This is a genomic window from Nostoc sp., from assembly GCF_054880495.1.
Genome location: NZ_JBTYKD010000030.1, coordinates 18,080 through 42,965 on the forward strand (window position 1 = coordinate 18,080; position 24,886 = coordinate 42,965).

General features: G+C 42.9%; 25 protein-coding genes. 16 read left to right on the forward strand and 9 right to left on the reverse strand.

The window, feature by feature from the left end:
- The first annotated feature begins 200 nt into the window (after nt 1–200).
- Both ACYTXL_RS03435 and ACYTXL_RS03440 read left to right on the forward strand, forming a co-directional pair.
- Nucleotides 201–830: a precorrin-8X methylmutase gene (locus ACYTXL_RS03435; RefSeq protein WP_461923505.1), complete on the forward strand. Its 630-nt coding sequence runs from the start codon at nt 201–203 to the stop codon at nt 828–830.
- A gap of 145 nt (nt 831–975) precedes the next feature.
- Nucleotides 976–2,343, forward strand: a complete 1,368-nt coding sequence (locus tag ACYTXL_RS03440) for a right-handed parallel beta-helix repeat-containing protein (RefSeq protein ID WP_461923506.1) — start codon at nt 976–978, stop codon at nt 2,341–2,343.
- A gap of 206 nt (nt 2,344–2,549) precedes the next feature.
- Here the strand turns inward: ACYTXL_RS03440 and ACYTXL_RS03445 are convergent, their stop codons facing one another.
- Nucleotides 2,550–3,236 (reverse strand): phosphate ABC transporter permease, encoded by a 687-nt coding sequence (locus tag ACYTXL_RS03445; RefSeq protein ID WP_292799257.1) that lies wholly within the window; start codon nt 3,234–3,236, stop codon nt 2,550–2,552.
- A gap of 32 nt (nt 3,237–3,268) precedes the next feature.
- Entirely contained in the window at nt 3,269–4,105 is an 837-nt protein-coding gene (dapB, locus tag ACYTXL_RS03450; protein ID WP_461923507.1) for a 4-hydroxy-tetrahydrodipicolinate reductase, read from the reverse strand.
- A gap of 473 nt (nt 4,106–4,578) precedes the next feature.
- Here dapB and psbP point away from each other — a divergent pair, with 473 nt between their 5' ends.
- The 4 genes from psbP (at nt 4,579) to ACYTXL_RS03470 (ending at nt 6,812) form a co-directional block, all read left to right on the forward strand.
- Nucleotides 4,579–5,124, forward strand: coding sequence for a photosystem II reaction center PsbP (psbP, locus tag ACYTXL_RS03455; protein ID WP_461923508.1), 546 nt, complete (start codon nt 4,579–4,581; stop codon nt 5,122–5,124).
- A gap of 87 nt (nt 5,125–5,211) precedes the next feature.
- Nucleotides 5,212–5,805, forward strand: coding sequence for a Maf family protein (locus ACYTXL_RS03460; protein WP_461923534.1), 594 nt, complete (start codon nt 5,212–5,214; stop codon nt 5,803–5,805).
- A gap of 37 nt (nt 5,806–5,842) precedes the next feature.
- Nucleotides 5,843–6,046: a hypothetical protein gene (locus ACYTXL_RS03465; RefSeq protein ID WP_461923509.1), complete on the forward strand. Its 204-nt coding sequence runs from the start codon at nt 5,843–5,845 to the stop codon at nt 6,044–6,046.
- A 28-nt stretch (nt 6,047–6,074) separates the two neighbouring features.
- On the forward strand, nt 6,075–6,812 hold the full coding sequence (locus ACYTXL_RS03470; protein WP_461923510.1) for a phycocyanobilin:ferredoxin oxidoreductase: 738 nt from the start codon (nt 6,075–6,077) through the stop codon (nt 6,810–6,812).
- Nucleotides 6,813–6,872: 60 nt separating this feature from the next.
- On the opposite strand, the gene ACYTXL_RS03475 is transcribed toward ACYTXL_RS03470, so the two are convergent.
- Together ACYTXL_RS03475 and ACYTXL_RS03480 are read right to left on the reverse strand one after the other, a co-directional pair.
- The gene (locus tag ACYTXL_RS03475; protein ID WP_461923511.1) at nt 6,873–7,241 is read right to left on the reverse strand and encodes a GIY-YIG nuclease family protein; all 369 of its coding nucleotides are present in this window, start codon (nt 7,239–7,241) and stop codon (nt 6,873–6,875) included.
- 104 nt (nt 7,242–7,345) lie between these two features.
- Nucleotides 7,346–7,777 carry a hypothetical protein gene (locus tag ACYTXL_RS03480; RefSeq protein ID WP_461923512.1) on the reverse strand — a complete coding sequence of 144 codons (432 nt, stop codon included), beginning with the start codon at nt 7,775–7,777 and terminating at the stop codon, nt 7,346–7,348.
- Between the two features lie 855 nt (nt 7,778–8,632).
- On the opposite strand from ACYTXL_RS03480, the gene ACYTXL_RS03485 reads away from it, so the two are divergent.
- The 3 genes from ACYTXL_RS03485 (at nt 8,633) to ACYTXL_RS03495 (ending at nt 12,246) form a co-directional block, all read left to right on the forward strand.
- Complete coding sequence (locus ACYTXL_RS03485) at nt 8,633–10,057, forward strand: HlyD family efflux transporter periplasmic adaptor subunit (protein WP_461923513.1); 1,425 nt, start codon at nt 8,633–8,635, stop codon at nt 10,055–10,057.
- 197 nt (nt 10,058–10,254) lie between these two features.
- Complete coding sequence (gene devC, locus ACYTXL_RS03490; RefSeq protein ID WP_461923514.1) at nt 10,255–11,409, forward strand: ABC transporter permease DevC; 1,155 nt, start codon at nt 10,255–10,257, stop codon at nt 11,407–11,409.
- Nucleotides 11,410–11,535: 126 nt separating this feature from the next.
- Nucleotides 11,536–12,246, forward strand: coding sequence for a DevA family ABC transporter ATP-binding protein (locus ACYTXL_RS03495; RefSeq protein ID WP_461923515.1), 711 nt, complete (start codon nt 11,536–11,538; stop codon nt 12,244–12,246).
- Between the two features lie 154 nt (nt 12,247–12,400).
- On the opposite strand, the gene ACYTXL_RS03500 is transcribed toward ACYTXL_RS03495, so the two are convergent.
- Nucleotides 12,401–13,219, reverse strand: a complete 819-nt coding sequence (locus ACYTXL_RS03500) for a hypothetical protein (RefSeq protein ID WP_461923516.1) — start codon at nt 13,217–13,219, stop codon at nt 12,401–12,403.
- 185 nt (nt 13,220–13,404) lie between these two features.
- Nucleotides 13,405–13,551 (reverse strand): hypothetical protein, encoded by a 147-nt coding sequence (locus ACYTXL_RS03505; RefSeq protein ID WP_461923517.1) that lies wholly within the window; start codon nt 13,549–13,551, stop codon nt 13,405–13,407.
- Nucleotides 13,552–14,074: 523 nt separating this feature from the next.
- On the opposite strand from ACYTXL_RS03505, the gene ACYTXL_RS03510 reads away from it, so the two are divergent.
- The 3 genes from ACYTXL_RS03510 (at nt 14,075) to ACYTXL_RS03520 (ending at nt 17,711) form a co-directional block, all read left to right on the forward strand.
- A complete protein-coding gene (locus ACYTXL_RS03510) occupies nt 14,075–16,264 on the forward strand; it encodes a cation:proton antiporter (protein ID WP_461923518.1) in 2,190 nt (729 codons plus the stop codon).
- A 4-nt stretch (nt 16,265–16,268) separates the two neighbouring features.
- The gene (locus tag ACYTXL_RS03515) at nt 16,269–16,751 is read left to right on the forward strand and encodes a hypothetical protein (RefSeq protein ID WP_461923519.1); all 483 of its coding nucleotides are present in this window, start codon (nt 16,269–16,271) and stop codon (nt 16,749–16,751) included.
- Between the two features lie 111 nt (nt 16,752–16,862).
- The gene (locus tag ACYTXL_RS03520) at nt 16,863–17,711 is read left to right on the forward strand and encodes an AMIN domain-containing protein (RefSeq protein ID WP_461923520.1); all 849 of its coding nucleotides are present in this window, start codon (nt 16,863–16,865) and stop codon (nt 17,709–17,711) included.
- 186 nt (nt 17,712–17,897) lie between these two features.
- Here the strand turns inward: ACYTXL_RS03520 and ACYTXL_RS03525 are convergent, their stop codons facing one another.
- Nucleotides 17,898–19,817 carry a transketolase C-terminal domain-containing protein gene (locus ACYTXL_RS03525; RefSeq protein ID WP_461923521.1) on the reverse strand — a complete coding sequence of 640 codons (1,920 nt, stop codon included), beginning with the start codon at nt 19,815–19,817 and terminating at the stop codon, nt 17,898–17,900.
- 425 nt (nt 19,818–20,242) lie between these two features.
- On the opposite strand from ACYTXL_RS03525, the gene ACYTXL_RS03530 reads away from it, so the two are divergent.
- Both ACYTXL_RS03530 and ACYTXL_RS03535 read left to right on the forward strand, forming a co-directional pair.
- Entirely contained in the window at nt 20,243–21,007 is a 765-nt protein-coding gene (locus ACYTXL_RS03530; RefSeq protein ID WP_461923522.1) for a DeoR/GlpR family DNA-binding transcription regulator, read from the forward strand.
- A 47-nt stretch (nt 21,008–21,054) separates the two neighbouring features.
- Entirely contained in the window at nt 21,055–21,183 is a 129-nt protein-coding gene (locus ACYTXL_RS03535) for a hypothetical protein (protein WP_461923523.1), read from the forward strand.
- Here the strand turns inward: ACYTXL_RS03535 and ACYTXL_RS03540 are convergent.
- Nucleotides 21,180–21,719 (reverse strand): DUF3172 domain-containing protein, encoded by a 540-nt coding sequence (locus ACYTXL_RS03540; RefSeq protein ID WP_461923524.1) that lies wholly within the window; start codon nt 21,717–21,719, stop codon nt 21,180–21,182. The two genes, ACYTXL_RS03535 and ACYTXL_RS03540, sit on opposite strands and share 4 nt — an antisense overlap.
- 563 nt (nt 21,720–22,282) lie before the next feature.
- Here ACYTXL_RS03540 and ACYTXL_RS03545 point away from each other — a divergent pair.
- The gene (locus ACYTXL_RS03545; RefSeq protein ID WP_461923525.1) at nt 22,283–22,756 is read left to right on the forward strand and encodes a GNAT family N-acetyltransferase; all 474 of its coding nucleotides are present in this window, start codon (nt 22,283–22,285) and stop codon (nt 22,754–22,756) included.
- A gap of 42 nt (nt 22,757–22,798) precedes the next feature.
- On the opposite strand, the gene ndhN is transcribed toward ACYTXL_RS03545, so the two are convergent.
- Nucleotides 22,799–23,275 (reverse strand): NAD(P)H-quinone oxidoreductase subunit N, encoded by a 477-nt coding sequence (gene ndhN / locus ACYTXL_RS03550; protein ID WP_461923526.1) that lies wholly within the window; start codon nt 23,273–23,275, stop codon nt 22,799–22,801.
- Nucleotides 23,276–24,237: 962 nt separating this feature from the next.
- On the opposite strand from ndhN, the gene rplC reads away from it, so the two are divergent.
- Complete coding sequence (rplC, locus tag ACYTXL_RS03555) at nt 24,238–24,870, forward strand: 50S ribosomal protein L3 (RefSeq protein WP_461923527.1); 633 nt, start codon at nt 24,238–24,240, stop codon at nt 24,868–24,870.
- Nucleotides 24,871–24,886: the final 16 nt, after the last annotated feature.

Genomic DNA, 24,886 nt, shown 5'->3' on the forward strand with positions numbered 1-24,886 from the left:
TAGATTAAGTAATGTAAAAAATATTGAGATATGTTTGTAGTGAGGGCTAACCTGCGGGAACGCTTCGCGAACAGCCCTCAAATTAGGACTAAAGTCCTTACTACAAACCTTGAATTATTCACGCCGCTCTACTTAACTCCTAACTGCTAACTCTCTGAAGCTGATAAGCTGAAAGCTAATATTTGAAAAGCTCAACAAAAATGGAATGGCACGTAACTGATGCTCAAAGTTTAGCAATTATTGATAGCGAAATTGATAATCATGCCTTTTCACCCGCAGAGTATGAGATTGTGCGTCGGGTAATCTACGCCACGGCTGACTTTGAGTATAAGTCTTTGATTCGCTTTTCTGAGCGTGCCTTGCAAGCTGGAGCAGCAGCACTAGCCGCGCGTACTACGATTGTGGTCGATGTGCCGATGGTACAAGTAGGTATTGCCTCCGAGATTCAAAATACCTTTGCCAATCCGGTGTATAGCAGTATGGAAGTTGTGACACGCCCCCAAAAAGAAAAAGCTCGGGCAGCATGGGGAATAGAAACTTTAGCAAAGCGTTATCCAGAGGGCATTTTTGTGGTAGGACAAGCGCAAACAGCACTAACAGTACTGGTGGATTTAATTGAAGCTGAGGAAATTAGACCTGCTTTGATAATTGCGACTCCAGTGGGATTTGTAAATGTTGATGAAGCTAAGGAGCGCTTACGAGATTCTTTAGTGCCTCACATTACAATTGACAGTCGCAAAGGTAATGCAGTTGTAGCAGCTGCGATCGTTGATGGATTGGTAGACTTGGCATGGCAAGCCTATGGGCAAGATAGAAATGGAGGGAGCTAGGAAAGTTAGCTCTACTGTATTCTGTATCCAAAAAAGTATTCAAAATACCTGAAGATCCTGATATTTTTATTGAAAAGTGTCTATAAAGGAGCCTAGTCTTGTGGTAATGAAGGGTTTGAGTATAAGCGCATATATTGCAATTCCCGTGGTACTAACTCTTTTGGTTGAGGGAGGAAGGATAAAAGGATTTTTCGTTGAAAACTTCGGTCAGGTATCCACTAACAAGGAAATGACCCTATCCAGCCGCGAGCTAATCAGCACTGCCGCGACTCGGAAAACATACTATGTTAGTGGTACTGGAAACGACCAAAATAGTGGACTTTCTTCCTCATCTGCCTTTAGGACAATTCAAAAGGCAGCAGATTTGACTAACCCCGGCGATACAGTATTGATTATGAACGGAGTTTACACAAATTTACCCCAAGCTGGGACTGTAGTAAATATTAAACGTTCTGGAACTGCAAAAGCATGGATTAAGTATAAAGCATATCCTGGGCATTTCCCAAAAATTCAGCACAATACATGGAACGGTATCGCGGTTTCAAATGGAGCTTCATATATTGAGATAAATGGGCTGGAGGTGATTGGGAACAATGCCAATATAACCCTTGATTATGCGATGAGTCAGAAGACTAACAAAACAAACCCACTGACAAACGGAAGCTGCATAAATATTGACGGACGAACCAATGGTCATGTTCATCACATCCGTATTCTGAACAACAAAGCGCATGACTGTGGAGCAGGAGGTATCGGAGCAGTGGAGGCTGATTATGTGACAATAGATAATAACGTGGTGTTCAATAATGCCTGGTACAGTATTTATGGTTGCAGTGGTATTGGATTGTTGAACAATTGGAATTTTGACAACAACCAGGGATATAAGATGCTCATTACCAACAACAAGAGCTACAACAATCGGATGTACATCCCTTGGATTGCAGTCGGAAGGATCACAGACGGGAACGGCATTATTATCGATAGTTCAAGCAATTTTAATAAACCCCAATTGGGTGAATATAAAGGGCGTACTTTAGTTAAAAACAATCTGACATTTAATAATGGTGGTTCAGGGATTCATGCCTTTTATAGCGACCATGTTGATATTGTAAATAACACTGCTGTTTTAAATAATCAGAGTCCCGAAATTAAAGGTGGGCAAATATATGCTCATACGTCATCTGATGTCAAAATTTTAAATAACATTCTCTATGCTTTTCCTGGCAAGGATATCAATACTAACACTAAAAATCAAAACGTTATTTATGATTATAATATCTACATGAATAGTTCTAAGATAACTGTTAAGGGTCCTCACGATGTTGTCGCAGACTCCGAGTTTTTAAGTAAGCATCCCACTCTCAAAAAAATATCTGGCGATTGGAAATCGCGGCTAGATAAACAAGACCCGCCAACGCGGACTTATGTAGAGTCTAAGTCAGGAGGTTTTGTTTGTGGTTCAGTGAGTTATCGTTTGCAAGGGAAACTGATCAAAGTGGGATGTTCTCGTTAGCAAGAAGGTAGGAAGTATAGGGTAGGAAAGAGAAGCCCATACGGGAGCATCTCACTTTCTTAAAAAGCCTTGTAAAACCTCACTCCAACCCTCTCCGTGAGTTCGGAGAGGGAGCAAGAATCTTTTTTCTCATCTGGTATATTTGCTTTGATTGAGATGCTCCCAGCCCATACTGATTACATCCTGCTGCCTGCTTCACTTCTGCTTCAATCCTCTAATGTACGACGCCGCCGACGGGGTTTTTGTTGTTGGTCTTCACGCAAGCGGCGACCAATTTCGTTAAAGAAATCCCGCCGCAGATAAGGATAATCGCTGACCCACAGGTTACGATTGGGAAAATATATATCACTGAATTCCTCAATACTGCTCAAATCTGCGCGATTTGACATTACTACCATCTCGGCAATTTGACCGCGAGTAATAACTTTGTGGGCAGAACGTAATGGTGCTACAAATTCAATGCTAAATCCTGTGTCGTCACCCACCTCTAAGTTAATCTGTTTTTCTCGGTTTTCTATAATTACCAATTCGCCTTTGTTGTTGACTGTTTCGGTTTTACCCATCAACTGGTCTGTAATCCACCAATCTAGCACTCGACCACGGAAAAAGCCGCCATACTTATAACGGCGGCATTGCAAATTCCGCATACTTGCTTGAAACACTGGATACCATAGCCAAAAAAAAGCGCTAACTACCCCAAACACAAATACTATTGAAGCAAACTCAAGTTTAAAAACGAATGTTACAAGCAAAATAGCAACTATGGCAACTACAGAAATTAACAGCCGTTGCAAAAAATTTGAGAACTTCCCCCAGTAGTACTTGTACTGCAAACCAGTGGCAATTAAAGGGACAACTTGTTCAAATTTCTGGCGAGTCAGTGGTACTAACATGAGTGCTGAGTGATGAATGCTGAATAGTTGGTTTAAAGTATCTTTTCTAATCCATATACTAACGACTTTAGCGCTAAGACTTTGCGAATTGCTAGTAGCACTCCTGGCATATAGCAGGCGCGATCGCTCGTATCATGTCGTAAAGTATAAATCTGTCCTGCTGCGCCAAAAATAACTTCCTGATGGGCAATCAATCCTGGCAAGCGAATGCTATGAATTCTAATCCCTTCCTCTGCTATACTACCCCTAGCCCCTGGTAATTTCTCTGTTTCTTCTACAATAGCAGCGTTAAAAGTTTTACCCAATTCTCCTAATAACTGCGCTGTTTGAATGGCAGTACCACTGGGAGCATCAGCTTTTTGGTTGTGATGCAGTTCGATAATTTCCAGATGGTCAAAATATTTGGAGGCGATGACTGCGGCTTGTTGCAACAGCACCATGCCAATGGAGAAGTTAGGAATAATTAGACAACCAGTGCTAGCTTTGTCGGCAAAGTCTGCCAACTCTTGAATTTGTTCTGGACTTAAGCCAGTGGTGCCGACTACAGGACGAATCCCGTAGGCGATCGCACTACGAATATTGTCATAAACTGAATCAGGATGCGTAAAGTCTACAATCACCCCTGGAGGAGACTTTCTGTCGCCAGCTACATACCCTAACATCGGTTCTAATTGATTGGTAATTGGCACTTCCAGGGGTTCGCTTAAACCCGCCAATTCTCCAGCATCTTTACCTTGATGTTCGGGACTGTGGTCAATTGCACCCACTAGGTTTAAGTCAGGCGCTTGTGCCACCGCCTTAACCACCTCACGTCCCATTTTACCAGCAGCACCGTTGACAATAACCGGGATAGGAGCTTGATTCGTCATAGGTCGAGAAATACTTTTTGAGTCAACAAGGAAATTGTAAAGACTTTCGTGATCTAGTAGCTAGTTTCTCAAATCTTTGGCTTAATTGCGACTACCCGGATTTATGCAACTACAGCGCTTAGTTTTTCTACTCTCCAAGCAGAGATTCTCATTTTCATGCCATTATCTTAGCCAGTAACCCGGTTTATTTTCCCTGATTCACTTACCACAAAATCTTCCAGTCAGCTTGAGATGACTTTCGCTATTAGCCTTGGAATTCATTCCGAGCCGGGTAGGCGATGTCTACGATAACCTACGCTTAAGCATTTCACACCACTTGCGATACACCAAGGAGTCAGAGAGTATTTGCCGACATTTGGGCATTTATTCCTCGCCATGCAATGCGTTATCCGAAGCGTCCCGGTTGGTGGGAGAATAAAAACGAGAAATGATGCAAGCCTTGTGTTATCTCCAGCCCAAAGGAATCTGTAGAAATGTGGAAACGAATTGTATTAATTTTACTATTAGTGTTGAGCTTCAGCCTGAGCAATTCTGGTATAGCGGCTGCGGCTGGACTCAAAAGCTTTGTAGACAGTAGTGATGGCTATCAGTTTTTATATCCTAACGGCTGGCTGCAAGTGAAAGTTGCCAACGGGCCAGATGTGGTTTTTCACGATTTAATTGAGGTGTCGGAAAATGTTTCGGTTGTGATTAGCCCAGTTCCAGAAGGCAAAACTTTGTCAGAATTGGGAACCCTAACAGAAGTAGGATATAAATTAGGAAAAGCTGCTCTGGCACCTCCTAACTCTGGTCGTTCGGCTGAATTAGTCAATGCCGCACAACGAGAAGTGAACGGTAAAATATATTACCTTTTGGAGTATGAGGTTAAACTCCCCAATCAACAGCAACGACACAACATCGCCAGCGTCGCTGTTAGCCGTGGTAAACTTTTTACCCTCAATGCCTCAATTCCTGAAAAACGCTGGCAGAGAGTTAAACGAATGATTGATGAGGTTGTCAATTCTTTTTCTGTTTATTAATTGGGGAGTGGGATAGGGGATAGAGAAGAAACTTAATCACCAATGCCCCATGCCCAATGCGTAATTACCAAGTTTGTCAGAAACCTCATGAAAATTCCACCTTTTGTACTTGCCTCAGCTTCCCCAGCCCGTCGCCGCTTGCTGCAAACTGTTGGTATTGAAGCGATAGTTAAACCAAGTGATTTTGATGAGTCGCAAATTGAACTAAGTGAACCAGCAGAATTGGTCAAAACTCTTGCCCAGTATAAGGCGGAAACTGTAGCCCCGCAGTTTGAATCGGCTTTGATTATGGGTTGTGATTCAGTTTTGTCCATCAATGGTGAAATTTACGGCAAACCAGCAGACATGGCGGAAGCGATCGCCCGGTGGCAGATAATGCAAGGTAACTTTGGCGACTTGTACACAGGTCATGCCTTAATTGACATACAGCAAAACCGCACTTTAGTCAAGTCACAAGTCACAACAGTTTACTTTGCCCAAATGAGCGATCGCGCCATTCAAGCATACGTTGCCACCGGCGAACCCCTCAAGTGTGCTGGTGCCTTTGCCATTGAGGGTTTTGGTAGTTTCTTTGTGGAAAAAATCGCCGGCTGTCACAGCAATGTAATTGGACTGAGTTTACCTTTGCTGCGGCAGATGCTAGGGGAATTGGGATACGATGTCACTGATTTCTGGCAATAGTCCTTTGTCATAGGCAAGGAGAAAGGTGAATTAATTTTTGCAAGTCGATGTTATGCCATTGCAGGTCGATGTTATGCCATTGCAGGTCAATGTTATGCCATTGCAGGTCGATGTTATGCCATTGCAGGTCGATGTTATGCCATTGCAGGTCGATGTTATGCCATTGCAGGTCGATGTTATGCCATTGCAGGTTACAGTAAGTGTTTGTTTATATTGCAGGGCACGACAGGTTGTAGACTAGCAACTAGATCGCATTTCCAACTATGAATATGTCATTTACTTCTATGCCCTCGCTGCGTGAGCAACAACATCCTCTAATTCGTCAGCTAGCTGATTCTATTGAGGCAGCTTGGCATCAGCATCTGGATCTATCGCCCTACCATTTGCCTGATGAGTTGGGGTATGTGGAAGGTAGACTAGAAGGTGAAAAACTGACAATCGAAAATCGCTGCTATCAAACGCCTCAGTTTCGGAAAATGCACTTGGAACTGGCAAAAATCGGAAATATGTTGGATATTTTGCACTGCGTGATGTTTCCCCGTCCAGAATACAACTTACCGATGTTTGGTTGCGATTTAGTTGGGGGTAGAGGTCAAATTAGTGCAGCGATCGCAGACCTTTCTCCGATCCAATTAGATCGTACCTTACCAGAAGCTTATACTTTTGCACTGACACAGCTAACAGTGCTTAACTTTTCCCAACCGCGTGAATTACCTGAATGGGGAAATATTTTTTCTGATTTTTGTATCTTTGTGCGCCCCAGTTCCCCAGAAGAAGAAACCATGTTTCTTACGCGTGTGCGAGAATTTTTAGACATACATTGCATCCAAGCGATCGCTTCTAGTCCAGTTTCAGGTGAACAAGTTACACAAAATATCGCCGGACAACACAACTATTGCACCAAACAGCAGCAAAACGATAAAACTCGCCGCGTACTAGAAAAAGCCTTTGGCGCTGCTTGGGCAGAAAATTACATGACCACAGTTTTATTCGATCTGCCAAATTAAGCTGCCATATTCTGTGAATACGAATACTGCTGAAACACCATAAATAACACAATCTCTTAATCATTGCCCGTCCCTGATATCTTCCGACGCTGGTTGAGCGACTTCCGACGCTGGTTGAGCGGAGTCGAAACCAGCATTTTTATAATGCGAATCATTCTGACACTCCGCCAAAATATGAAGCCGATCCCATTTACTCTCCATCAGAGCAATTTTTTTCGTTCGACTCCAACCCTGAACCTGCTTTTCACGATAAAAAGCATCCGCTACATAATCAAAATGCTCCGCATAGACCAATTTTACAGGCAGTCGTTTGCTCGTATGGTTTGCCCCCAGCCCATTTTGATGCTGCCACAAACGACGCGGCAAATCCTTTGTACTTCCTGTACAGAACGAGCGATCGGCACATTCAAGAATATACATATAGGGCATTATTATGACCATGTGCAAAAAAACGGACTTCGACTTCGCTCAGTCCTCAAATTTTGTGCTGGTTGAGCGGAGTCGAAACCAGCACTCTTATAACATTCCCCGAATTACCGCCAAAATATCAGCACTCTCTGCATTGAGTGCCGCGATCGCATCCAAAATTCCTGCGGTTCTGGTAACGATGCTTCATCAGCCTTACTTGGATTCTTCACCAACAGATCGAACGACTCGCGATCAATATCAGTAATATCCACCAGCCAAGATTTTTCGGTTTCAGTAAACCTAGCCTGTAACTCCACAAACTCGCGCAAATCCTCATTATTTAGTGGATTGGTCTTACCCATATTCCGCCTCGATCGCTCAACTTGGGTACAACCGTAAGTAGCAGCCACAATTTTGAAATCCTTTTTAAACTCCGCAAGTACTTCAAAATTCAAGTTGGTTATTTCCCCTGGTTCCGGCTTCTCCAAGTTATCTTTTGTTTCATTAATGCTAGGGGGTTCACCTTTGATTGGTTTGCGAGACTCACAGTTCCCCATCTGTAGGCTCTGTTACGTTTTTGCGTAACGGATAAATGTAGAATTCATTCAACGAGAGTTTAATGGAGTCCCAAAACGGCAGCAGAGAGAATAGTAAAGTCTTTGAAGCGAATATTACAAAATTGTTTGTTGTCTTGGTAGGTGCAAGCAAGTAGAGACAGCTAGCTCATTGACCAGAAAGTTAAGGAAACTCTAATGTTAGAAATGCTCAAGTTGACCCTTCGGCTTCGCTCAGGGTCAACAGATATTTTTTAGTTAGTTAATCGTTGATTGACTTAAGGAAGACTAACTTTTGTAGCAAGATTGTATCCAGCAAAGGCAACAGTCTATTTTGATGTTTCTTTTCAATTTTGTAACTGACTGTACCGATAGTGAATGTAGCAGTATAGTACCGCATCATACCAATTTAGGATTTTGTGTAGAGACATCACATTTCACATTTCTACATCTAAATTTATACTGCTTGTGAATTCTGCTAACTCCCATTGCACTCATGTCTTAATAATACTCAGAGTTATTGAATAGCCAGCTACTATAGCGCTTCTGTGTTGAGTTAAATACAGACCTAACCCCCACCCCCTTCCGTACACGGGAAGGGGAGTAAGTAAGCTTCAAAGCCTGTCTCCTAAAAGGAGACAGGAATGGAAGTGAGGTCAGTATATTGCATACAAACGAGAAGCACTATAGAAAATACCATTTTAGAAAGCCATAGTGTTGAGCGTTCATCACACAATGAATTTTTAAGCCATACCCAGCTTTAAACCACTGTTGTTTGTCCTAAGCGGTTGGCTGTTGATTAAAAACCCTTTTATTTTTACTTCCATCAGCACAATTCAGATAAACGGGCAACATACTATGTCAAGGGTGACTGAAAAGCCAAAGCCAAGTGAGCAGCTACTTAATAGTGAACAACCGAAGATTTGGTGGGGTATCGCTGTCGCTGTGCCAGTAGTAATTGCGGCTGGGATATTAGGTACAGCCAAAATCGAGCAACTGAGGAAACTAACTACATCCGTACCCATAATGCCATCTAGCAATAGCATTAGTGCTGTAGGGCGTTTGGAACCGCGAGGCGAAGTTGTTAAATTGTCCGCCCCATCATCAGGATTAGCACCATCGTCACGAATTCAGCAACTTCTGGTGAGAGAAGGTGAACAGGTAAAGCAAGGTCAAATTGTGGCGATTTTAGACAACCGCGATACCCAAATAGCCGGACTACAAGAGGCAAAAGCGAAAGTCCAAGAAGCCAGTGCGAATTTAGCGCAAATCAGAGCCGGATCTCCAAGAGATATTCAAGCCCAAAGAGCAGTTATTGCTCGGCTACAAGCGCAGTTAATTGGAGAAAGGAATGGTCAACAAGCAACGATCGCGCGGATTGCAGCCCAGTTAAGTGGTGATAAACTCGTCCAACAAGCAACCGTGAATCGCCTAGAAGCTGAACTTAGTGGGCAAAGAGATGTCCAAAGAGCGACAGTTGGACGTGTCCAAGCCGAACAGCGCAATGCCGAAGTCGATGCCGGACGCTATGATTATTTATACAGAGAAGGTGCGATTTCTCAGCAAGAGCGGGATAGAAGACGCTTGAGTGCAGTAACTTCTAATCAGCAGGTTGCTGAAAGCCGAGCTACCTTGAAGCAGACATTAGCAACCCTGCGACAGCAAATTGCTGAGGCTAGAGCTAACCAAATGCAAAATTTAGCAACTTTGCAACAGCAGCTAATCGAAGCCAAAGTTAACCGTGACAAAACTGTAGCAACTTTGCAAAGACAAATCGATGAAGAAAAGGCCAAACTGAGCAAAATTTTAGATGTTAGTCCTACCGATGTGCAAGTAGCGCAAGCCCAAGTTAGTAATGCGATCGCAAATGTCAGAAAAGCCGAAGCCGAACTGAGATTGAGCTACGTTCAAGCACCAATCGCTGGAGAGATTTTAAAAGTTTACACCAAGTCAGGCGAAGCGATCGGTGCAAATGGTATTGCTGAAATTGGCCAAACCAGTCAAATGTTTGTAATTGCTGAAGTCCCCGAAGATAGTATTGGTAAAGTGCGTATTGGTCAAAACGCCACTATCACCAGCGATAATGGAGCATTTAGCAGCGAATTAAAGGGAACTGTCACTGAAATTGGCAGAAAAATTGGTAAAAAAGATGTGCTGAATACAGATCCAGCAGCAGATGTAGATGCCAGAGTCGTAGAAGTGAAAATTGCTCTACCTCCAGCAGATAGTCAGAAAGTTTCTGGTTTAACTTACGCTAAAGTTCTTGTCGAAATTAATAACTAATTAAGTGATAGTTGAGCAGTAATCCCAATTTGTAATTTGATATTTTGGATTGTAAATTTTCTTAATTACGAATTACGAATTACATTAGCGTAGCGTTAGCAAGTCCGCGTACTCTTACAGAGAAGCAAGCTACGCTTTTAGCGTCTCGTAGAGAGCGTCATTACGAATTATCTTAACTGTGCTTGGACGCCTAGAAAATGAATCAAAAAATCCCTCTGTCGTGGTTACAACTGACAAGAGAAAAAACTCGCCTAGCCGTGGCTTTGGCAGGAATTGCTTTTGCTGATATTTTAATGTTTATGCAACTCGGCTTCCGGGATGCTCTGTATTATAGTAACGTTCGATTCCATAACAGCTTGCAAGGCGATATTGTTTTAATCAATAGTCAATCTAGCGCTGTTCTGGCGATGAGAAGTTTTTCACAACGGCGATTATATAAAGCTTTAGATTTACCCGCAGTCCAATCAGTACATCCGATATATTTGGACTTTACAATCTGGAAAAACCCTGTAACCGGCCGTCCTCGTAGTATTCTGATCTTTGGCATGAACCCAGAAACTAACATAGTTAACTTACCTGGAGTTCAGGAAAATTTAGATAAACTTAAACTACCTGATGTAGTTTTATTTGACCGTTCTTCAAGGGTGGAGTATGGCCCAATTGCTGCTAATTATGACCAAGGAAAGCCTGTAACCGCAGAAGTACGAAGGCGGCGAATTAAAGTCGGGGGACTATTTACATTAGGTGCATCATTTGGTGCAGATGGCAATTTAATTACCAGTGATCTTAACTTTTTGCGGATATTCAGCAATCGTCAAAAAGGATTAATTGATATTGGGCTGATTAGATTAAAACCGGGAGCAGATGCTAATGTTGTCGCCCAAGAATTACGAAAGTATTTACCTAATGAGGTAAATGTTTTAACCAAGCAAGAATTTATTGATTTTGAGCGGAATTATTGGGCAAATAGTACAGCTATTGGGTTTATTTTCACATTAGGGACTGTGATGGGTTTCATTGTCGGGACTGTAATTGTTTATCAAATCCTTTATACAGAAGTTGCAGATCACTTAGCTGAGTATGCTACTCTCAAGGCAATAGGCTATACACAAAACTATTTATTGACAGTTATTCTTCAAGAGGCTTTGTTATTAGCAGTTTTAGGATATTTTCCGGGAATTGTATTTTCTTTATTTATGTATAAAAGCGCCAGAGACGCGACACTTTTACCAGTTTTTATGAGTTTTGATCGGGCGGTAATGGTGTTGATCTTGACTATGATGATGTGTATTATTTCTGGTGCGATCGCAGTCCGAAAATTACGTTCTGCTGATCCAGCAGATATCTTTTAATTAATTCAAGATTAATTAAAAAATATTCTGGATAATCCTAGTTTAAAATTTAAAATTAAGAAACCTTAATTTTAAACAGCCACTACAGTTGAGTCTCAGAACTACTAACTTATAGCTAACGAATTTATGATGAAACAAGAACCTGTAATTGCCATTAGAAATCTCAATCACTACTATGGTAAAGGCGCGTTGAGAAAACAGATATTATTTGATATAAACCTAGAAATTTATTCAGGTGAAATTGTAATTATGACCGGGCCGTCAGGTTCAGGTAAAACAACATTACTGAGCTTGATTGGTGGTTTGCGGTCTGTACAAGAGGGAAGTTTAAAATTTTTAGGTGAGGAACTCATGGGCGTCAGTCAAAGCAAACTGGTACAGATGCGACGCCAGATTGGTTATATTTTCCAAGCTCACAATTTGCTAGGGTTCTTGACAGCGAAGCAAAATGTGCAAATGGCAGTAGAATTGAATAATCATATTTCTAAAACAGAAGCAGTGGCTAAATCAAAAGCCATGCTGGGGTCAGTTGGTCTAGAAGAACGAGTTGATTACTACCCAGACAATCTTTCTGGTGGACAAAAACAAAGAATTGCGATCGCCCGCGCCTTGGTGAATCGTCCCCCCCTAGTGCTAGCAGACGAACCAACAGCAGCATTAGACAAACAATCAGGACGCGATGTTGTGGAAATAATGCAGAGTCTAGCCAAAAATCAGGGAACTACTATCTTATTGGTGACACATGATAACCGCATTTTAGACATAGCCGATCGCATTGTAGAAATGGAAGATGGTCTTTTAACCCGTAATTCCCCCAATACAGCTATTCAGTCATGATTTGGAACTGAGAAATCACAACTCAATAACTAAGCTGTGACGCAAATAAATACAGCCTATTTACTCATAAGGGTTGTCCTACCTTGCACAAAGCTTCTATGTCATTGGTCATTTGTATCTACAAAGGACAAATGACTAATGACAGCTATAATCATTATTTAGTCGAGCCTGATTTTTTCATTCCAGGTGGATTTGGCTGAGGTGGAGTATTTGCTTGGCGACTAGTACGAAAAGTCACATTCACGCCTTCATTCGATTGCTCCAGCACCAGTAAAGGCGTAGGTTTAGCCTTTTGATCCCAATGCATAGTAGCAATCCGACCTTGAATTATTGGTTGCCAACTATCTTCGTTTTCTATGGGGCTGAGGTAAGTTTCTATACAGTCAATAATTTGACTAATAGTTGCAGAAGTTGCTTGCGTTGGTAACTTGGTTAACCGGACTTGAACACGAAATAGGACTCGCTTGGCAGAGTTCGGCGGAGTCCCAGTCGCATACTCTACATCAAAAATTTCATCTACTTGCCGTCCAACGCTATTAGCAATTCCAAGTAATCCTTGTTGGGCTTGATTTGGACGCAGGGCTTGAGAAATTTTCTCTTTGATCTGAATCTTAATTTGATTAAGAATTGCAAAATGAAACACCTCCTCTGCCATCCGCATTCGCAGATAATCCAGGTTAAAGTCCCGTGAGTTGACCAAATCGGGATTAGTTTCCATTTTGCGAATTGTTTCCAGCGCTAGCTTAAACTTTTTCTCTAGTTCTCGCACGCGGAATTGTTCAAACTTAAGTTTTTTCTCCAGCTTATTCATCTGGAGCTTACCATACACAATTAAAGCAATCACCGCTAAAGCTAGTCCTCCAGAAGTGATCACCAATAATGGTAGTATTTCAGGATTACTTACTGGCACTTCCTGAAATGCCTTTTTAGTCTTTATCCCGGAGGATTGGGCAACAAACATCGAAGTGGGCATGGTTGGGAAACTGAAAAACTTGGCTCCTGATGTTTAGGATGCCCAAATCTTCAGTGTCATCTTGCTGTATCGTGAATATTTTTTACAGTATTTTACAAACTGCATACCAGACACCAGAGCCTCCCTGCCTTGTCTGAGGTTTTATCTACTAGCGTAAGCAATATTTGTCTAATAGCGACAGGAATTTATTCCCTGGCGGAATGGCGGACTGGCGTAAAACTGTATTTAATATTTAGTATTCCCAACTGCGATCGCCTGAAAGAAGTATTGTAATTTTTCTCTGTTTGGATAAAACCACCCTGCATAAAAACTCTAATTTCTCTCTTGTTCATTACTCCCCACCCCAATACCTTTAGCAAAAGAGGAACTTTCGCCAGTAGCTTTTATATTGCACTATAGCGTCGTGTGGCTGCGGTTTTTATTAGTTCACAAAGCCTGATGCAAATTATTTTTCCCCGTTGGCGTTTCCGGGGTGGGGAGTTTGATATCGTTAAACCTCATCTAAGTTTATAAGCGTAGTTTTTGCCCTCACCCTAAATCCCTTTCCCATATCTGGGAGAGGGACTTTGAAATTCTGGCTCCCCTTCTCCCATATCTGGGAGAAGGTGTTGGGGGATGAGGGCAAATCCTTTTGATCACCGAAGAACTACAGGTTTCAAGATAGACGTGGTTTAATTCGGAAGTTTTTCGAGATTTAGCGCTAAAAATCATGTTTCACGGCTACAACTGGATCGTCACGCAATTGACATCACAAAAAAGCGCAAATTAAGCTGGGGTATATTTAACAAGCTTGACATTTTCTAGTGTTTTAAAGAATCATCTTAGAGAAACCAGATAGTTAATTGTGAGGAAACCATGCACATAGTTGTTCTCGTTCTGGTTGAGGTGCTGATTGTTATTGGACTTTCCAGGCTAGTAGGGCTAGGATTCCGTTCCATAAAGCAACCTCTAGTAATTGGTGAGATTGTCGCCGGGATTATGCTCGGTCCATCTTTATTTGGTTTAGTTGCTCCCCATCTAGCAGTTACCTTATTTCCACCAGAAACTTTTCCTTTTCTAAATGTTTTGTCTCAAGTGGGACTAATATTTTTCATGTTTCTGATTGGGCTAGAACTAAATCCAAAATACCTCAGCGGACAATTAGAAGTAGCAGTTTTAACTTCTCACGTAAGTATTTTGGTGCCGTTTTCCTTAGGAACATTGCTAGCGGTGCTACTTTATCCCCTAGTTTCCAATGCAAGTGTATCCTTTACCGCCTTCGCCTTGTTTTTGGGGGCGGCGATGTCGATTACTGCCTTTCCAGTGTTGGCGCGAATCATTACTGAAAACAATTTACAAGGAACGCGTTTAGGAACCTTAGCGTTAACTTGTGCAGCAGTGGATGATGTCACAGCTTGGTGTCTCTTGGCAGTAGCGATCGCAGTTGCTCGGACTGGTGACTTTGCTGGTGCGATACCCACAATTATTGCCAGTATAGTTTACATCGGCTTAATGTTGACAGCAGGTCGTTGGTTCCTCCAACGCCTTACCAAACACTACCTCCGTGCCGGACGACTCAGCCAATTGCTGCTAGCTGGGATTTATATGGGCGTGGTTGCGTCAGCATTAATCACCGAACTAATTGGTATTCACTTAATTTTTGGGGCATTTTTGCTGGGAGCAGCTATGCCCAAAAATGAAGATTTAGTGCGGGAATTGGCAGTAAAAACCGAAGATTTTGTCCTGATTTTCTTGCTGCCAATATTTTTTGCCTACAGTGGATTACGGACGCAGATTGGCTTGCTCAACCGTCCAGAATTGTGGCTTTTGTGTGCGTTGATTTTAGGAGTGGCGATCGCAGGCAAATATGTTGGCACCTATGTAGCAGCCCGTGTGAGCGGAATTAATAAACGGGAAGCTTCGGCACTCGGTTGGTTAATGAATACTCGCGGCTTGACCGAACTGATAGTGCTAAACATTGGTCTAGAGTTAAAGGTAATTTCCCCCTTAATATTTACCATGCTGGTAATTATGGCATTGGTAACTACATTCATGACCTCGCCACTGCTGGAATGGACATATCCGAAGAAGCTGATCAGGTTGGATGTCGTGGAATCAGAGTCGGAAGCAGAAACAGCTAAAAGCGCTACTGCTGGACAAGCTTACCTTCGTCCCTACCGAATTTTGGTACCGGTGGCTAATCCGACTACACAGAAAGGTTTGGTACAGTTGGCAGTAAGCATCGCTCTCAACTTCCGACATCCCGCCATTGTTAACCCTCTTAGCCTGATTGAATTTGAAGAAGATTATGCCTTTGAAAGTACTCCAGTTGAAGCAGACCGATTAATTGCCCAGCGCCGCCAACAGCTAAAAGAACTGATTAATACTCTTGAACCCCTAGAAATACGCTCTCATGTACATCCCATCATTCGCATATCCAGCAATGTTGCACGAGAAACAGCACAGATAGCCGCACTCAAACAAGTTGATTTAATTCTTGTGGGATGGCATCGCCCAGCTTTTAGTAGCAATCGCTTAGGTGGAAGAGTCGGTCAAATGCTCACCACTGCACCAGTGGATGTTGCAGTGTTTGTGGACAGAGGAGGCGATCGCTTAGAAAGCTTGTTGGTGCCTTATTCGGCAAATATTCATGATGATTTGGCACTGATCCTAGCGCTCAGACTGCTAATCAATCATCAAACTTGTATGTTACAGGTTTTACAGGTTGTACCCGAAAATCACCTCAAGGATGAATTGAGCTACGAGTTAAATAAAATAATGGAGCAATTACCGAGTAGTGTACGCGATCGCATAGAAATCAAAACTGTCCAAACTTCAGAAGCAATCCAAGCTGTAATCGAAGCCTCAAAAAGTGTAGACTTGACAATTGCTGGCACCAGCCGCACTTGGGGTATCGAGCGTCAAACCTTGGGAAGATATACAGATCAACTAGCCACCCAATGTTGCTCTTCCCTACTGATTACCCGCCGCTATAGTCAAGTCACCGCTCATCTAGCTTCCGTACTTCCTGAGATTATTAATCAAGAGCCAACATTAAGGAGTTGAGATTATGAATCATTTCAACTTCAAATCTTTAGCTTTTTACGGAGTAGCAATAATTTCAGTGCTACTGTTGTTTAGAACTGTCAGCGTTTATGGGGAAAACAAACTCAAGGCTCCTCCTCCAGTTAACGGCCGGTATCATCTAACGCTAGCGGAGAATTTGCCGAACTGTGAAAAATCAGATACCCTAACCTTAAACATTGAGCAATCAGGTATTTACTTGAATGCCTCTCTATTACCAGCAACAGCCAACGCCGATACTGACGAAAAGCACTCGCTCACAGGCATCTTCAGAAATCAACAGTTAAATTTATCTGGAAAAGTCAGCAGATCAATCCTTTGTAATATTCCTCGCCCCCAAAATGATCCTCTAAACTTAGTCACAATTCAAATGCAACTTGTGGACAAAGGTAATATGACAGGTCAATTAAACATAAATGGCATCCCCCAAACTGTGAAATTTACCGCTGTGCCCCAAAAAGCTCCTTGAATTGGGGGTGGGGAGAGACGCGATTAATCGCGTCTCTACTGGAGAATTGCAAGTGCGAAGTAAACGGCAATGTGAAAGCATTGTACGGGTTTTATGGAGCAAATAAAAAGAATGCATCAGGGACTAAAGACTAGGCAATTTTGCCAATGGCGGAAGCAGCTATTTAGCATCACTATATTCGGCTTTTATGCTGCGATCGCCCTCGAAACTTGCAGCTTTGCCGCTACACCAGTGGCAAAGCTGAATAATTGGCATTTTTCCCCCAAAACACAGGAACTCGAAATCACCCTTTCAGTAGGCACAACCCCCCGTTATTTCTACCTTACCCAACCCCCTCGTCTGGTTGTAGATTTACCGAATACTAAGTTGGGCAAGATTACCACCCAAAAAAATTATTCGGGAGTAATCAAAAGCATTCGCGTTTCTCAACTGAACACAAACGCCGCCCGCATTGTCCTAGATTTAGCAGCAGGGACTGTTTTAAATCCCAAACAGGTACAACTGCAACCGGTTTCCCGAAAAAACTCCACTCGCTGGGTATTACGTCCGGTTATTTCTGGTAAAACTACTGCCGTGAAATCAGGAAATTCCCCACCTTCACCCCAGAAACAACCTCAAACACCGTATAAGTACTCACAGCCGCCTAATAACCTACCTGTAACTCCTACTAATCTACAAGCGCCCTTACTTACAGTTCCGCCTCCATCCAGTGAACTGCCCTCAGCAATTACTACTAACTCAGGGCAGCCTTTTGTCACCGTACCTCCCCTAACTCCGAATACCTCCTCTCAACAACCTGCTTTAATTCTTCCCCCTCCTTCTTTCCCAAATCAACCTAGTAAGTTGAATAGCATTCCCTCTTTCGGAATGTCGGAATTTCCAGTCCCAACAATCCCCAATGTTGCCAATCCCCAGGTGATAGAGTTTGGTCAACCTTTACCCAAAACCAAATTTAAATAGGGCATGGGGCATTGGGGATTGGGCATGGAATAATTGAATCAATGCCCCATCCGCTATGCGCCATGCCCCAATAATACCTACAAAAAGCTCCCCGACTTCTTCAATAAGTCGGGGAGATGAGCCTCTCGGTGGAGAGCAAATCAAATAGGATTGCTATGTGTGTAGCTTAATGAAAGCAAAATGAGATTACTTTCCTCCAACTAACTCCTTCACCTTGTTGATGATGCTCACTGGATCGATACCTTGATATGGGTACTGTTCCCACAAACCACCACAACCTTCTTTATGAGTTCCAAGATGAGCATATTTGGGAGTCAACCCCCGCTCAAGCAACCAGGAACCGAAACGGCTGCCTAAGCCAGTCCGACGGTTGAAGGCTTCTACTACAAGGACAAAGGGAGCATTACCAATTTTGGTGATTATTTCTTCATCAATAACATTTAGGGTTGGTTTGTTAATCAAACCAACGTCTAGCCCTTCTTGCTGAAGACGCTCTACAGCATCAACGGCACGGTAGAGAGCATCGCCAAAGCTGACGATGTAGCCTTGCGTCCCCTCTCGTACAACCTCATCTTTACCAGGAACAAATTTGTAGCCACTCCCAAAGAAGTCATTGCCGTTGCTGTCCTTAATGTTGGGCACTTTGGAACGGGTGGAGAAAATAAACCGCAGTCCCGGCTCAAAGAATATAGTTTCTACACAGGCTGTCATTTGATTGACATCTGCCGGGAAGTACAGCCGGGTTTCATAGCCATCATCCAAGCCATTGTCGGCAAACATATTGTTCAAACCGAAGTGGCAGGTATTATCTGCCATCTCATCCACACCCGCATGGGAAAAGTGGCACAGCACATTAGAATAGTTCAGCCGTGCCATCGTGATTTCTGAGATACACATTTCTAAGAAGGCGCTGAAAGTCGCAAAAATACCTTGCTTGCCCTTCTCCATCCCGAATCCAGCAGCAGCAGAGAAATTACCCCGTTCCATGATCCCAGAAGAAATAAATATTTCCGGGTATGTATCGTGAATTTTCTTTAAACCGCAGGAGCCTTCTAGGTCACTATCAATGACTTTAACTTTTTCTTTACGCTCCGCCTCACTCATCCGACTGAGGACAGCCACCACGGCTTCACCAAACACATTGCGGTTAGCGCCCCATTTGTCACTAGAACCCAGAAATGTATATGTTTGCTTGGGTTTCTCAATACTTTGAAGGTATTCGATCGCCGCAGTTTGTCCACGAGATTCTAGATACTTAACTGCTAAATCTACAGAAATTACATCATGACCGTGAGTCGAGCCTTCTAAACCTTCAACACCAGGACACATCGGGCGTTTGTTGATCAGGGCAATCGCTCCGGGAGTATTCACAGCTTCGCTCATACGACGGTATAAATCGTCTAAGTCTTCCCCATCTCCCTGAAGTACTTTCAACCCGTGACCTTCTAAGGTTTTGGCAACACTGAAACCAGGTAAATATTTAGAAGGATGTCCAGCGATCGTTACATCATTGTCGTCAATGATCAGCTTGACGTTGATATGTTGAGCAACAGCCAAGCGAGCAGCTTCAGCATCGTTACCTTCTTGCTGAGAGCCATCAGAACCGAGACAGAAAACAACCTTGCCTGGATTTGCGATCGCCACACCATTGATGTAAGGCCAAAGATGCCCCAGCCTTCCAGAACTAAATTTCACACCAGGAGTTAGCCCTAGTTCAGGGTGTCCCGGCAAATGAGAATCTGCTTGGCGATAACGTAAAAGTTGCTCGGCAGGTAACTCACCATGCAACGTTGCCATCAGATATTGGGTGGCAACTCGATGTCCTGCCTCATCAAAGAAAATCGGCACAAATTGCTCCGATGCTCCCCGGAAGAAGGCATCAAGGATCATTACCTCTGGCACTGTATCATAAGGTCCACCAGTATGACCACCAACTCCTCTAGCAGCGCCAGTCGCTGTAAAAAAGACGATCGCATCCCGGCAGAGTTGAATATTCGCTTTTAGAGTCTCTCGCTGTTCAGCAGTGAGGCTTGAATTTGCTGGATTCAGTCCTAAAGGTTTGTAAGCACCGAGATCAATTGGAAACTGGGAATTAATAATAGTCATGGCTTATTTATTGAATAAAAAGCAATTTGAACAAACGGGACGCATGAGCGCACTACAAAAAAATTGTTAAAACCCAGATTGGGCAACAATTATCCAACCGTTTCCTAATCTCAAGTCAACCGCTAGGAACCATTGTGGAACCATCTGGCTTCAGTGGACAAAATCAACACATTGAACACTTGATGAATAGACCTCTTGCAAAAGTCCTCTAACACCCCACCCCCAGCCCCTCCCCGCCTCCGGGGAGGGGAGACTTTGACGTAAGTCAAAGGCGGGGTGGGGTTCTTTTTTTGATTCATGCAGTGTTGAATGTGCTTAAATTCAATTGAAGTACGGATTACCGTATAAAGACCTGCATACAAATAAGTATAAACTCACAAACGGGCAACTTCAAGTTCAAAAACGCAATTTCCGGAAAATTAATTATGCTAACTGCTGAACGACGACAATTCATCTTGGAAATTCTTCGTCGTGATAAAAAGGTACTTTCAACAGAACTCAGTGCTGTTCTCAAGGTTTCCGAGGATACGATTCGGCGGGACTTGCGAGAACTGGCAGAAGTTGGACTATTGCAACGCGTTCATGGGGGAGCGCTGCAAAAATCTCCAGCGATCGCCAGTTATAGCGATCGCCAAAAGCAAGCGCCAAAAGAAAAGGAAGCGATCGCTCGTACAGCAGCAAAATTAGTTTGTACAGGACAGGTAGTGATTTTAGATGGAGGTACAACAACTCTCCAGATAACCCGTCATTTGCCCCTAGATTTACGAGCGACAGTCATCACAAATAGTCCGCCAATTGCCATTGCATTAGCAGAACATCCCCACATAGAAGTTGTGATGTTAGGTGGACAACTCTACAAAAAAGCCTTGGTCAACGTAGGTACTGTTACGATTGAAACATTACGGATGATTCGTGCAGATTTGTGCATGTTGGGAGTTTGCAGTTTACATCCAGAAATTGGAATTAGTGTACCTAACCTAGACGAAGCCCACGTCAAACGAGCCATGATTGGTGGATCGGCTGAAGTAGTAGGATTAGTGACAGCAGAAAAATTAGACACGGCTGCTCCTTATGTAGTCGAGTCTATTCGTGCCCTGACTTATTTAGTAACTGCACCTACAGTATCTAATAATATGCTGAGTGCCTACAAAGCTTTAGGTTTGACCATTATACGTGACGAGTACGAATAAGGAGCAGGAAGCAGGAAGCAGGGGAAAGAAAGAATAACTAATGCCCCATGCCCAATACTTCTCTACGAGAGGCTACGCCAACGACTTCGCTCAGTACAAGTGCCCAATGCCCCATGCCCCATGCCCCATGCCCCAAGCCCCATGCCCCAAGCCCCATGCCCAATGCCCAAATCTAAAATCTATCCGTTTGCTGAGGTGTTCCAACTGCTCCTGGTTGAGCCGTAAATAAGTTTTGAGCAGCTTCATTCTGATATATGCATCTAATATCAGGTTTCTCACCGTCCAAATTACCTGTGAAACCAAAGGTGTTCAAGCGATTCTTGCACTCATTTACCTGAGCAGATGTCACCAGCTTACGTTGCTCTAGAATTGCCCAGTCATTTTGTCGGATCACACATCCAGGACGCATACTCGGCTGAGAAACATAGACATTGAAGGGGTTGAGAGTGACGAACAGTCTAGTGTCCATTACCATCGCGCTGGCTCCGTACTGCACACAAATCTCCGGGTTGGGTGCTTTGAGATCAATGAATTCACGAGAAGCCACATTTGATGGGGCTAACGTGGTTGTAGAACTAAAAGCAATACCAATCCCAATACCCAAAATCAACACCCCTCCCATAATTGCGATGGTGAAGAGGTTAAACATCGGGGATTGGAAAATAGAGGGTTTAGAAGTAGTAGCCGATTTACCAGGGGGTTTACGTTTCATTGTTGCTTAATCACCTTCACGCCGACTTGGGAGGGAGTCGTCTAAAGTTTTCTCCCTTTTTTCAGTATGCCTAGTCTTGACTCTAATTGCCTGTGAGTTTTTGGTCAATATTCTTGTTAAATAAGAAAAATAGGAACTTATCTAGATATCTGGACAGAATTTTAACCTTTTTGGTTCTTGTTTCTCTCTGGAAAAAATTGGTAGGTATTTTTATTTTTTTGCTGATTAAAGAATTGTTATTAGTTATTTATTTGTTTTATTTTGCTTGACTTGCTAATCACTTATGGATTGTGTTCTATAATTATACGATATTTTTGATTTTTCTCAGATAGCCTATTTAGCTTTTTGTTTTTAGTTAAGACTTATTACACGCTCTCCGAATTCTTCTCTCCCAGACACTAATAACGCGCAGCGTCTCCTTGGCGCAGACTAAGAACAGAAAGCAGTTTGATAAACTAAGCTTTTTGGCGATTTTTGCGTAAGTACTATAGGTAAGTGGATAAAAACCAATACCTTACTGCAAGGCATTGTTTCTTCTTTTTACTTTTTGTGCTTGAGAGCTTATGCTGATCCGCCCCGCCACAACAACTGACGTACCCGCACTTTTACCAATGGTTGCCAAAATTTGTGCTTTGCATGAATCTTGGGATTCCGCCAAATATGGTTTTCTAAACCATCCAGAACAGCGTTATGAACAATGGTTGATGCGTTTGGCAAATAGCGATCGCAGCGTATTTCTAGTATCCGAAAACGAAGGGCAACTTGTAGGTTTTCTGGTGGCAACAATTGAGCGAGAAATACCAATTTACCGCTTACAGGAATTTGCTTTTATTCATGATATTTGGGTTGAGCCAGAATATCGTCAAAACGGAATTGCGCGGCAGATGGTGATGCTAAGTATTGAACGCTTTCATCAGATGGGCATCAAGCAAATTCGTCTAGATACAGCAGTTGCTAACGAGGCTTCACGCCGATTATTTGCATCTTGTGGTTTTCGACTCAGCATCATTGAAATGCTGATTGAATTAAATCATTAGTCATTAGTTATGAGCAAATGACTAATGACTAATCACTAATGACTAACTAGCTAACAGAGTTTTTTCTAGAGAAGTCCAACGGAAAGCGCGATCGCCACCTCTCTCAATGATTACTCTGACTCGTGGTTCTAGCTGAGGCAAGTTCGCTAAATACTCAAGTTCCTCATTAGAAAGAATATGCCCTTCAATAATCCACAAGACCAGCCCCTTTGACTTTGGTGGTAGCTGTTCTAAGTGATAACCGATAACTGGTGGCATATAGTATACATAGCCTACTGCTGCACCACTACCAGTACTTTTTTTACCAAGGTGAGGAGGTCTGACTCCATGAACTCTTGTGAGATATGTAGCTACATCGCCTAGTCCCTTAGCGGTAATGTGGAGGGTGGTATAGCCAGCTGCGCGTAGTCGGCGCTGATATCGACCTTCATAACCCCCTTCCAGAGGTATATACACTCCAAGAGCGCCAAATTTTTCCAGATCGCGGATTAAACCGTTGCCAGTGGTAATTAGTGCCATAGATTTTCGTCTTATCCCACTTAGATATCTCTATTATTTACCCGGAATCGATAGATTAAGTTAAAGCATTTTGGAAAGAATGCCCATTTCTTTAGTCCTTACTCCCTACTCCCCAAAAATAACTCTATAAATTACTGGACAAAAATAAATAAATAATTTATATTATTAGATTGTGACCAAAGACGCAAATTAGGTGGACTTTTTCCTGTCATTCTGAGGTAGTGTTAGCATCAAAAGCTGAATCTAACTCAGATTGCTCAGAGACTGGTAAACTAAGAAAGCTTTCAGGTCAATATTGGATCTAATGGAAGAATAACCAAAGCTCCAAAGTACATTTACTCCTATGTCTCTGAAAAAGCAGGCAAGATCTTAAACAATAGTTTAAGGTATTTAAGGAAGTAAAAGCTGAGCAGCAATGTTGGTTTCATGGCATGACATCAGTCTCAGTTAACGGATACTGGGCGGTAAGAACCGCTTAAGTCCAACCGCAACAGGGCAGTAGCCAACTTCCGGGAAGTCGGCCTTTGGGCTTATACAAATCGTAAAACCCAGCGACAGCACACTATTGCTGCACACAGCTTTAAGCTGTAGAGCATTGCGTTGATTCCAGAAGTTATTCCTTCCCATTGGCAAGGAACTTTTGGTTGTTCCGGTAACTTAGTGAGCAATTAATTAATCACGTTTGGCTAAAGCGTGAAAGCTTACTGAGGGTTAACCGCTTCCATGCCCCCGATGAAGTAAGAAATAAATCTCTAGACTTGTCTAGTTTTTATATAGCAGTGAAGCTAAACAGATTCACCTAGCAGTAGGGACACGGTTTCTTGTGTCCCAAAGCATTTGGAGGGGTTTATTTTAAGCCATTCCCAAATTCGCAGGCTAACCCAGCCTAAACTGATGCGGACAAAACGCGTCTTCTAGAGTCCAATTCCAAGGTCAGCAAGTATAAAGGAGAACCAGTTACTGTGTCTGTAGGTATTCTCGGCACCAAGCTGGGCATGACCCAAATATTTGACGAAGCAGGAGTAGCCATTCCTGTGACTGTCATTCAAGCAGGTCCATGCACCGTTACACAAGTTAAAACGAAACAAACCGACGGTTACTTTGCCATTCAAGTTGGTTATGGCGAAGTCAAACCAAAAGCACTAAACAGACCACTACTGGGTCATTTGGCGAAATCATCTGCTCCAGCATTGCGTCACCTAAATGAGTATCACACCGATATCTCTAGTGATTATGCTTTAGGTCAACAGATTAAAGCAGATATTTTTAGTGCAGGTCAAATTGTCGATGTAGTCGGCACAAGCATTGGTCGCGGCTTTGCGGGAAACCAGAAGCGCAACAACTTTGCTCGCGGACCGATGTCACACGGTTCCAAAAACCACAGAGCGCCCGGTTCTATTGGTGCTGGTACAACACCAGGTCGTGTCTATCCAGGTAAGCGGATGGCAGGGCGTTTAGGTGGGAAACGCATCACAATCCGCAAGCTGACCATAGTGCGAGTTGACTCCGAACGCAACCTATTGCTAATTAAGGGAGCCATTCCTGGTAAACCCGGTGCTTTAGTAAGTGTTGTGCCTGCAAAAATAGTGGGATAGTCAAAAGTTATTAGTC

Coding starts and splice junctions, on each gene's coding strand:
- ACYTXL_RS03435 (WP_461923505.1), top strand. CDS start 201: ATGGAATGGCACGTAACTGATGCTCAAAGTTTAGCAATTATTGATAGC.
- ACYTXL_RS03445 (WP_292799257.1), bottom strand. CDS start 3,236: ATGTTAGTACCACTGACTCGCCAGAAATTTGAACAAGTTGTCCCTTTA.
- dapB (WP_461923507.1), bottom strand. CDS start 4,105: ATGACGAATCAAGCTCCTATCCCGGTTATTGTCAACGGTGCTGCTGGT.
- psbP (WP_461923508.1), top strand. CDS start 4,579: ATGTGGAAACGAATTGTATTAATTTTACTATTAGTGTTGAGCTTCAGC.
- ACYTXL_RS03460 (WP_461923534.1), top strand. CDS start 5,212: ATGAAAATTCCACCTTTTGTACTTGCCTCAGCTTCCCCAGCCCGTCGC.
- ACYTXL_RS03470 (WP_461923510.1), top strand. CDS start 6,075: ATGTCATTTACTTCTATGCCCTCGCTGCGTGAGCAACAACATCCTCTA.
- ACYTXL_RS03475 (WP_461923511.1), bottom strand. CDS start 7,241: ATGCCCTATATGTATATTCTTGAATGTGCCGATCGCTCGTTCTGTACA.
- ACYTXL_RS03480 (WP_461923512.1), bottom strand. CDS start 7,777: ATGGGGAACTGTGAGTCTCGCAAACCAATCAAAGGTGAACCCCCTAGC.
- ACYTXL_RS03485 (WP_461923513.1), top strand. CDS start 8,633: ATGTCAAGGGTGACTGAAAAGCCAAAGCCAAGTGAGCAGCTACTTAAT.
- devC (WP_461923514.1), top strand. CDS start 10,255: ATGAATCAAAAAATCCCTCTGTCGTGGTTACAACTGACAAGAGAAAAA.
- ACYTXL_RS03495 (WP_461923515.1), top strand. CDS start 11,536: ATGATGAAACAAGAACCTGTAATTGCCATTAGAAATCTCAATCACTAC.
- ACYTXL_RS03500 (WP_461923516.1), bottom strand. CDS start 13,219: ATGCCCACTTCGATGTTTGTTGCCCAATCCTCCGGGATAAAGACTAAA.
- ACYTXL_RS03505 (WP_461923517.1), bottom strand. CDS start 13,551: ATGAACAAGAGAGAAATTAGAGTTTTTATGCAGGGTGGTTTTATCCAA.
- ACYTXL_RS03510 (WP_461923518.1), top strand. CDS start 14,075: ATGCACATAGTTGTTCTCGTTCTGGTTGAGGTGCTGATTGTTATTGGA.
- ACYTXL_RS03515 (WP_461923519.1), top strand. CDS start 16,269: ATGAATCATTTCAACTTCAAATCTTTAGCTTTTTACGGAGTAGCAATA.
- ACYTXL_RS03520 (WP_461923520.1), top strand. CDS start 16,863: ATGCATCAGGGACTAAAGACTAGGCAATTTTGCCAATGGCGGAAGCAG.
- ACYTXL_RS03525 (WP_461923521.1), bottom strand. CDS start 19,817: ATGACTATTATTAATTCCCAGTTTCCAATTGATCTCGGTGCTTACAAA.
- ACYTXL_RS03530 (WP_461923522.1), top strand. CDS start 20,243: ATGCTAACTGCTGAACGACGACAATTCATCTTGGAAATTCTTCGTCGT.
- ACYTXL_RS03535 (WP_461923523.1), top strand. CDS start 21,055: ATGCCCAATACTTCTCTACGAGAGGCTACGCCAACGACTTCGCTCAGT.
- ACYTXL_RS03540 (WP_461923524.1), bottom strand. CDS start 21,719: ATGAAACGTAAACCCCCTGGTAAATCGGCTACTACTTCTAAACCCTCT.
- ACYTXL_RS03545 (WP_461923525.1), top strand. CDS start 22,283: ATGCTGATCCGCCCCGCCACAACAACTGACGTACCCGCACTTTTACCA.
- ndhN (WP_461923526.1), bottom strand. CDS start 23,275: ATGGCACTAATTACCACTGGCAACGGTTTAATCCGCGATCTGGAAAAA.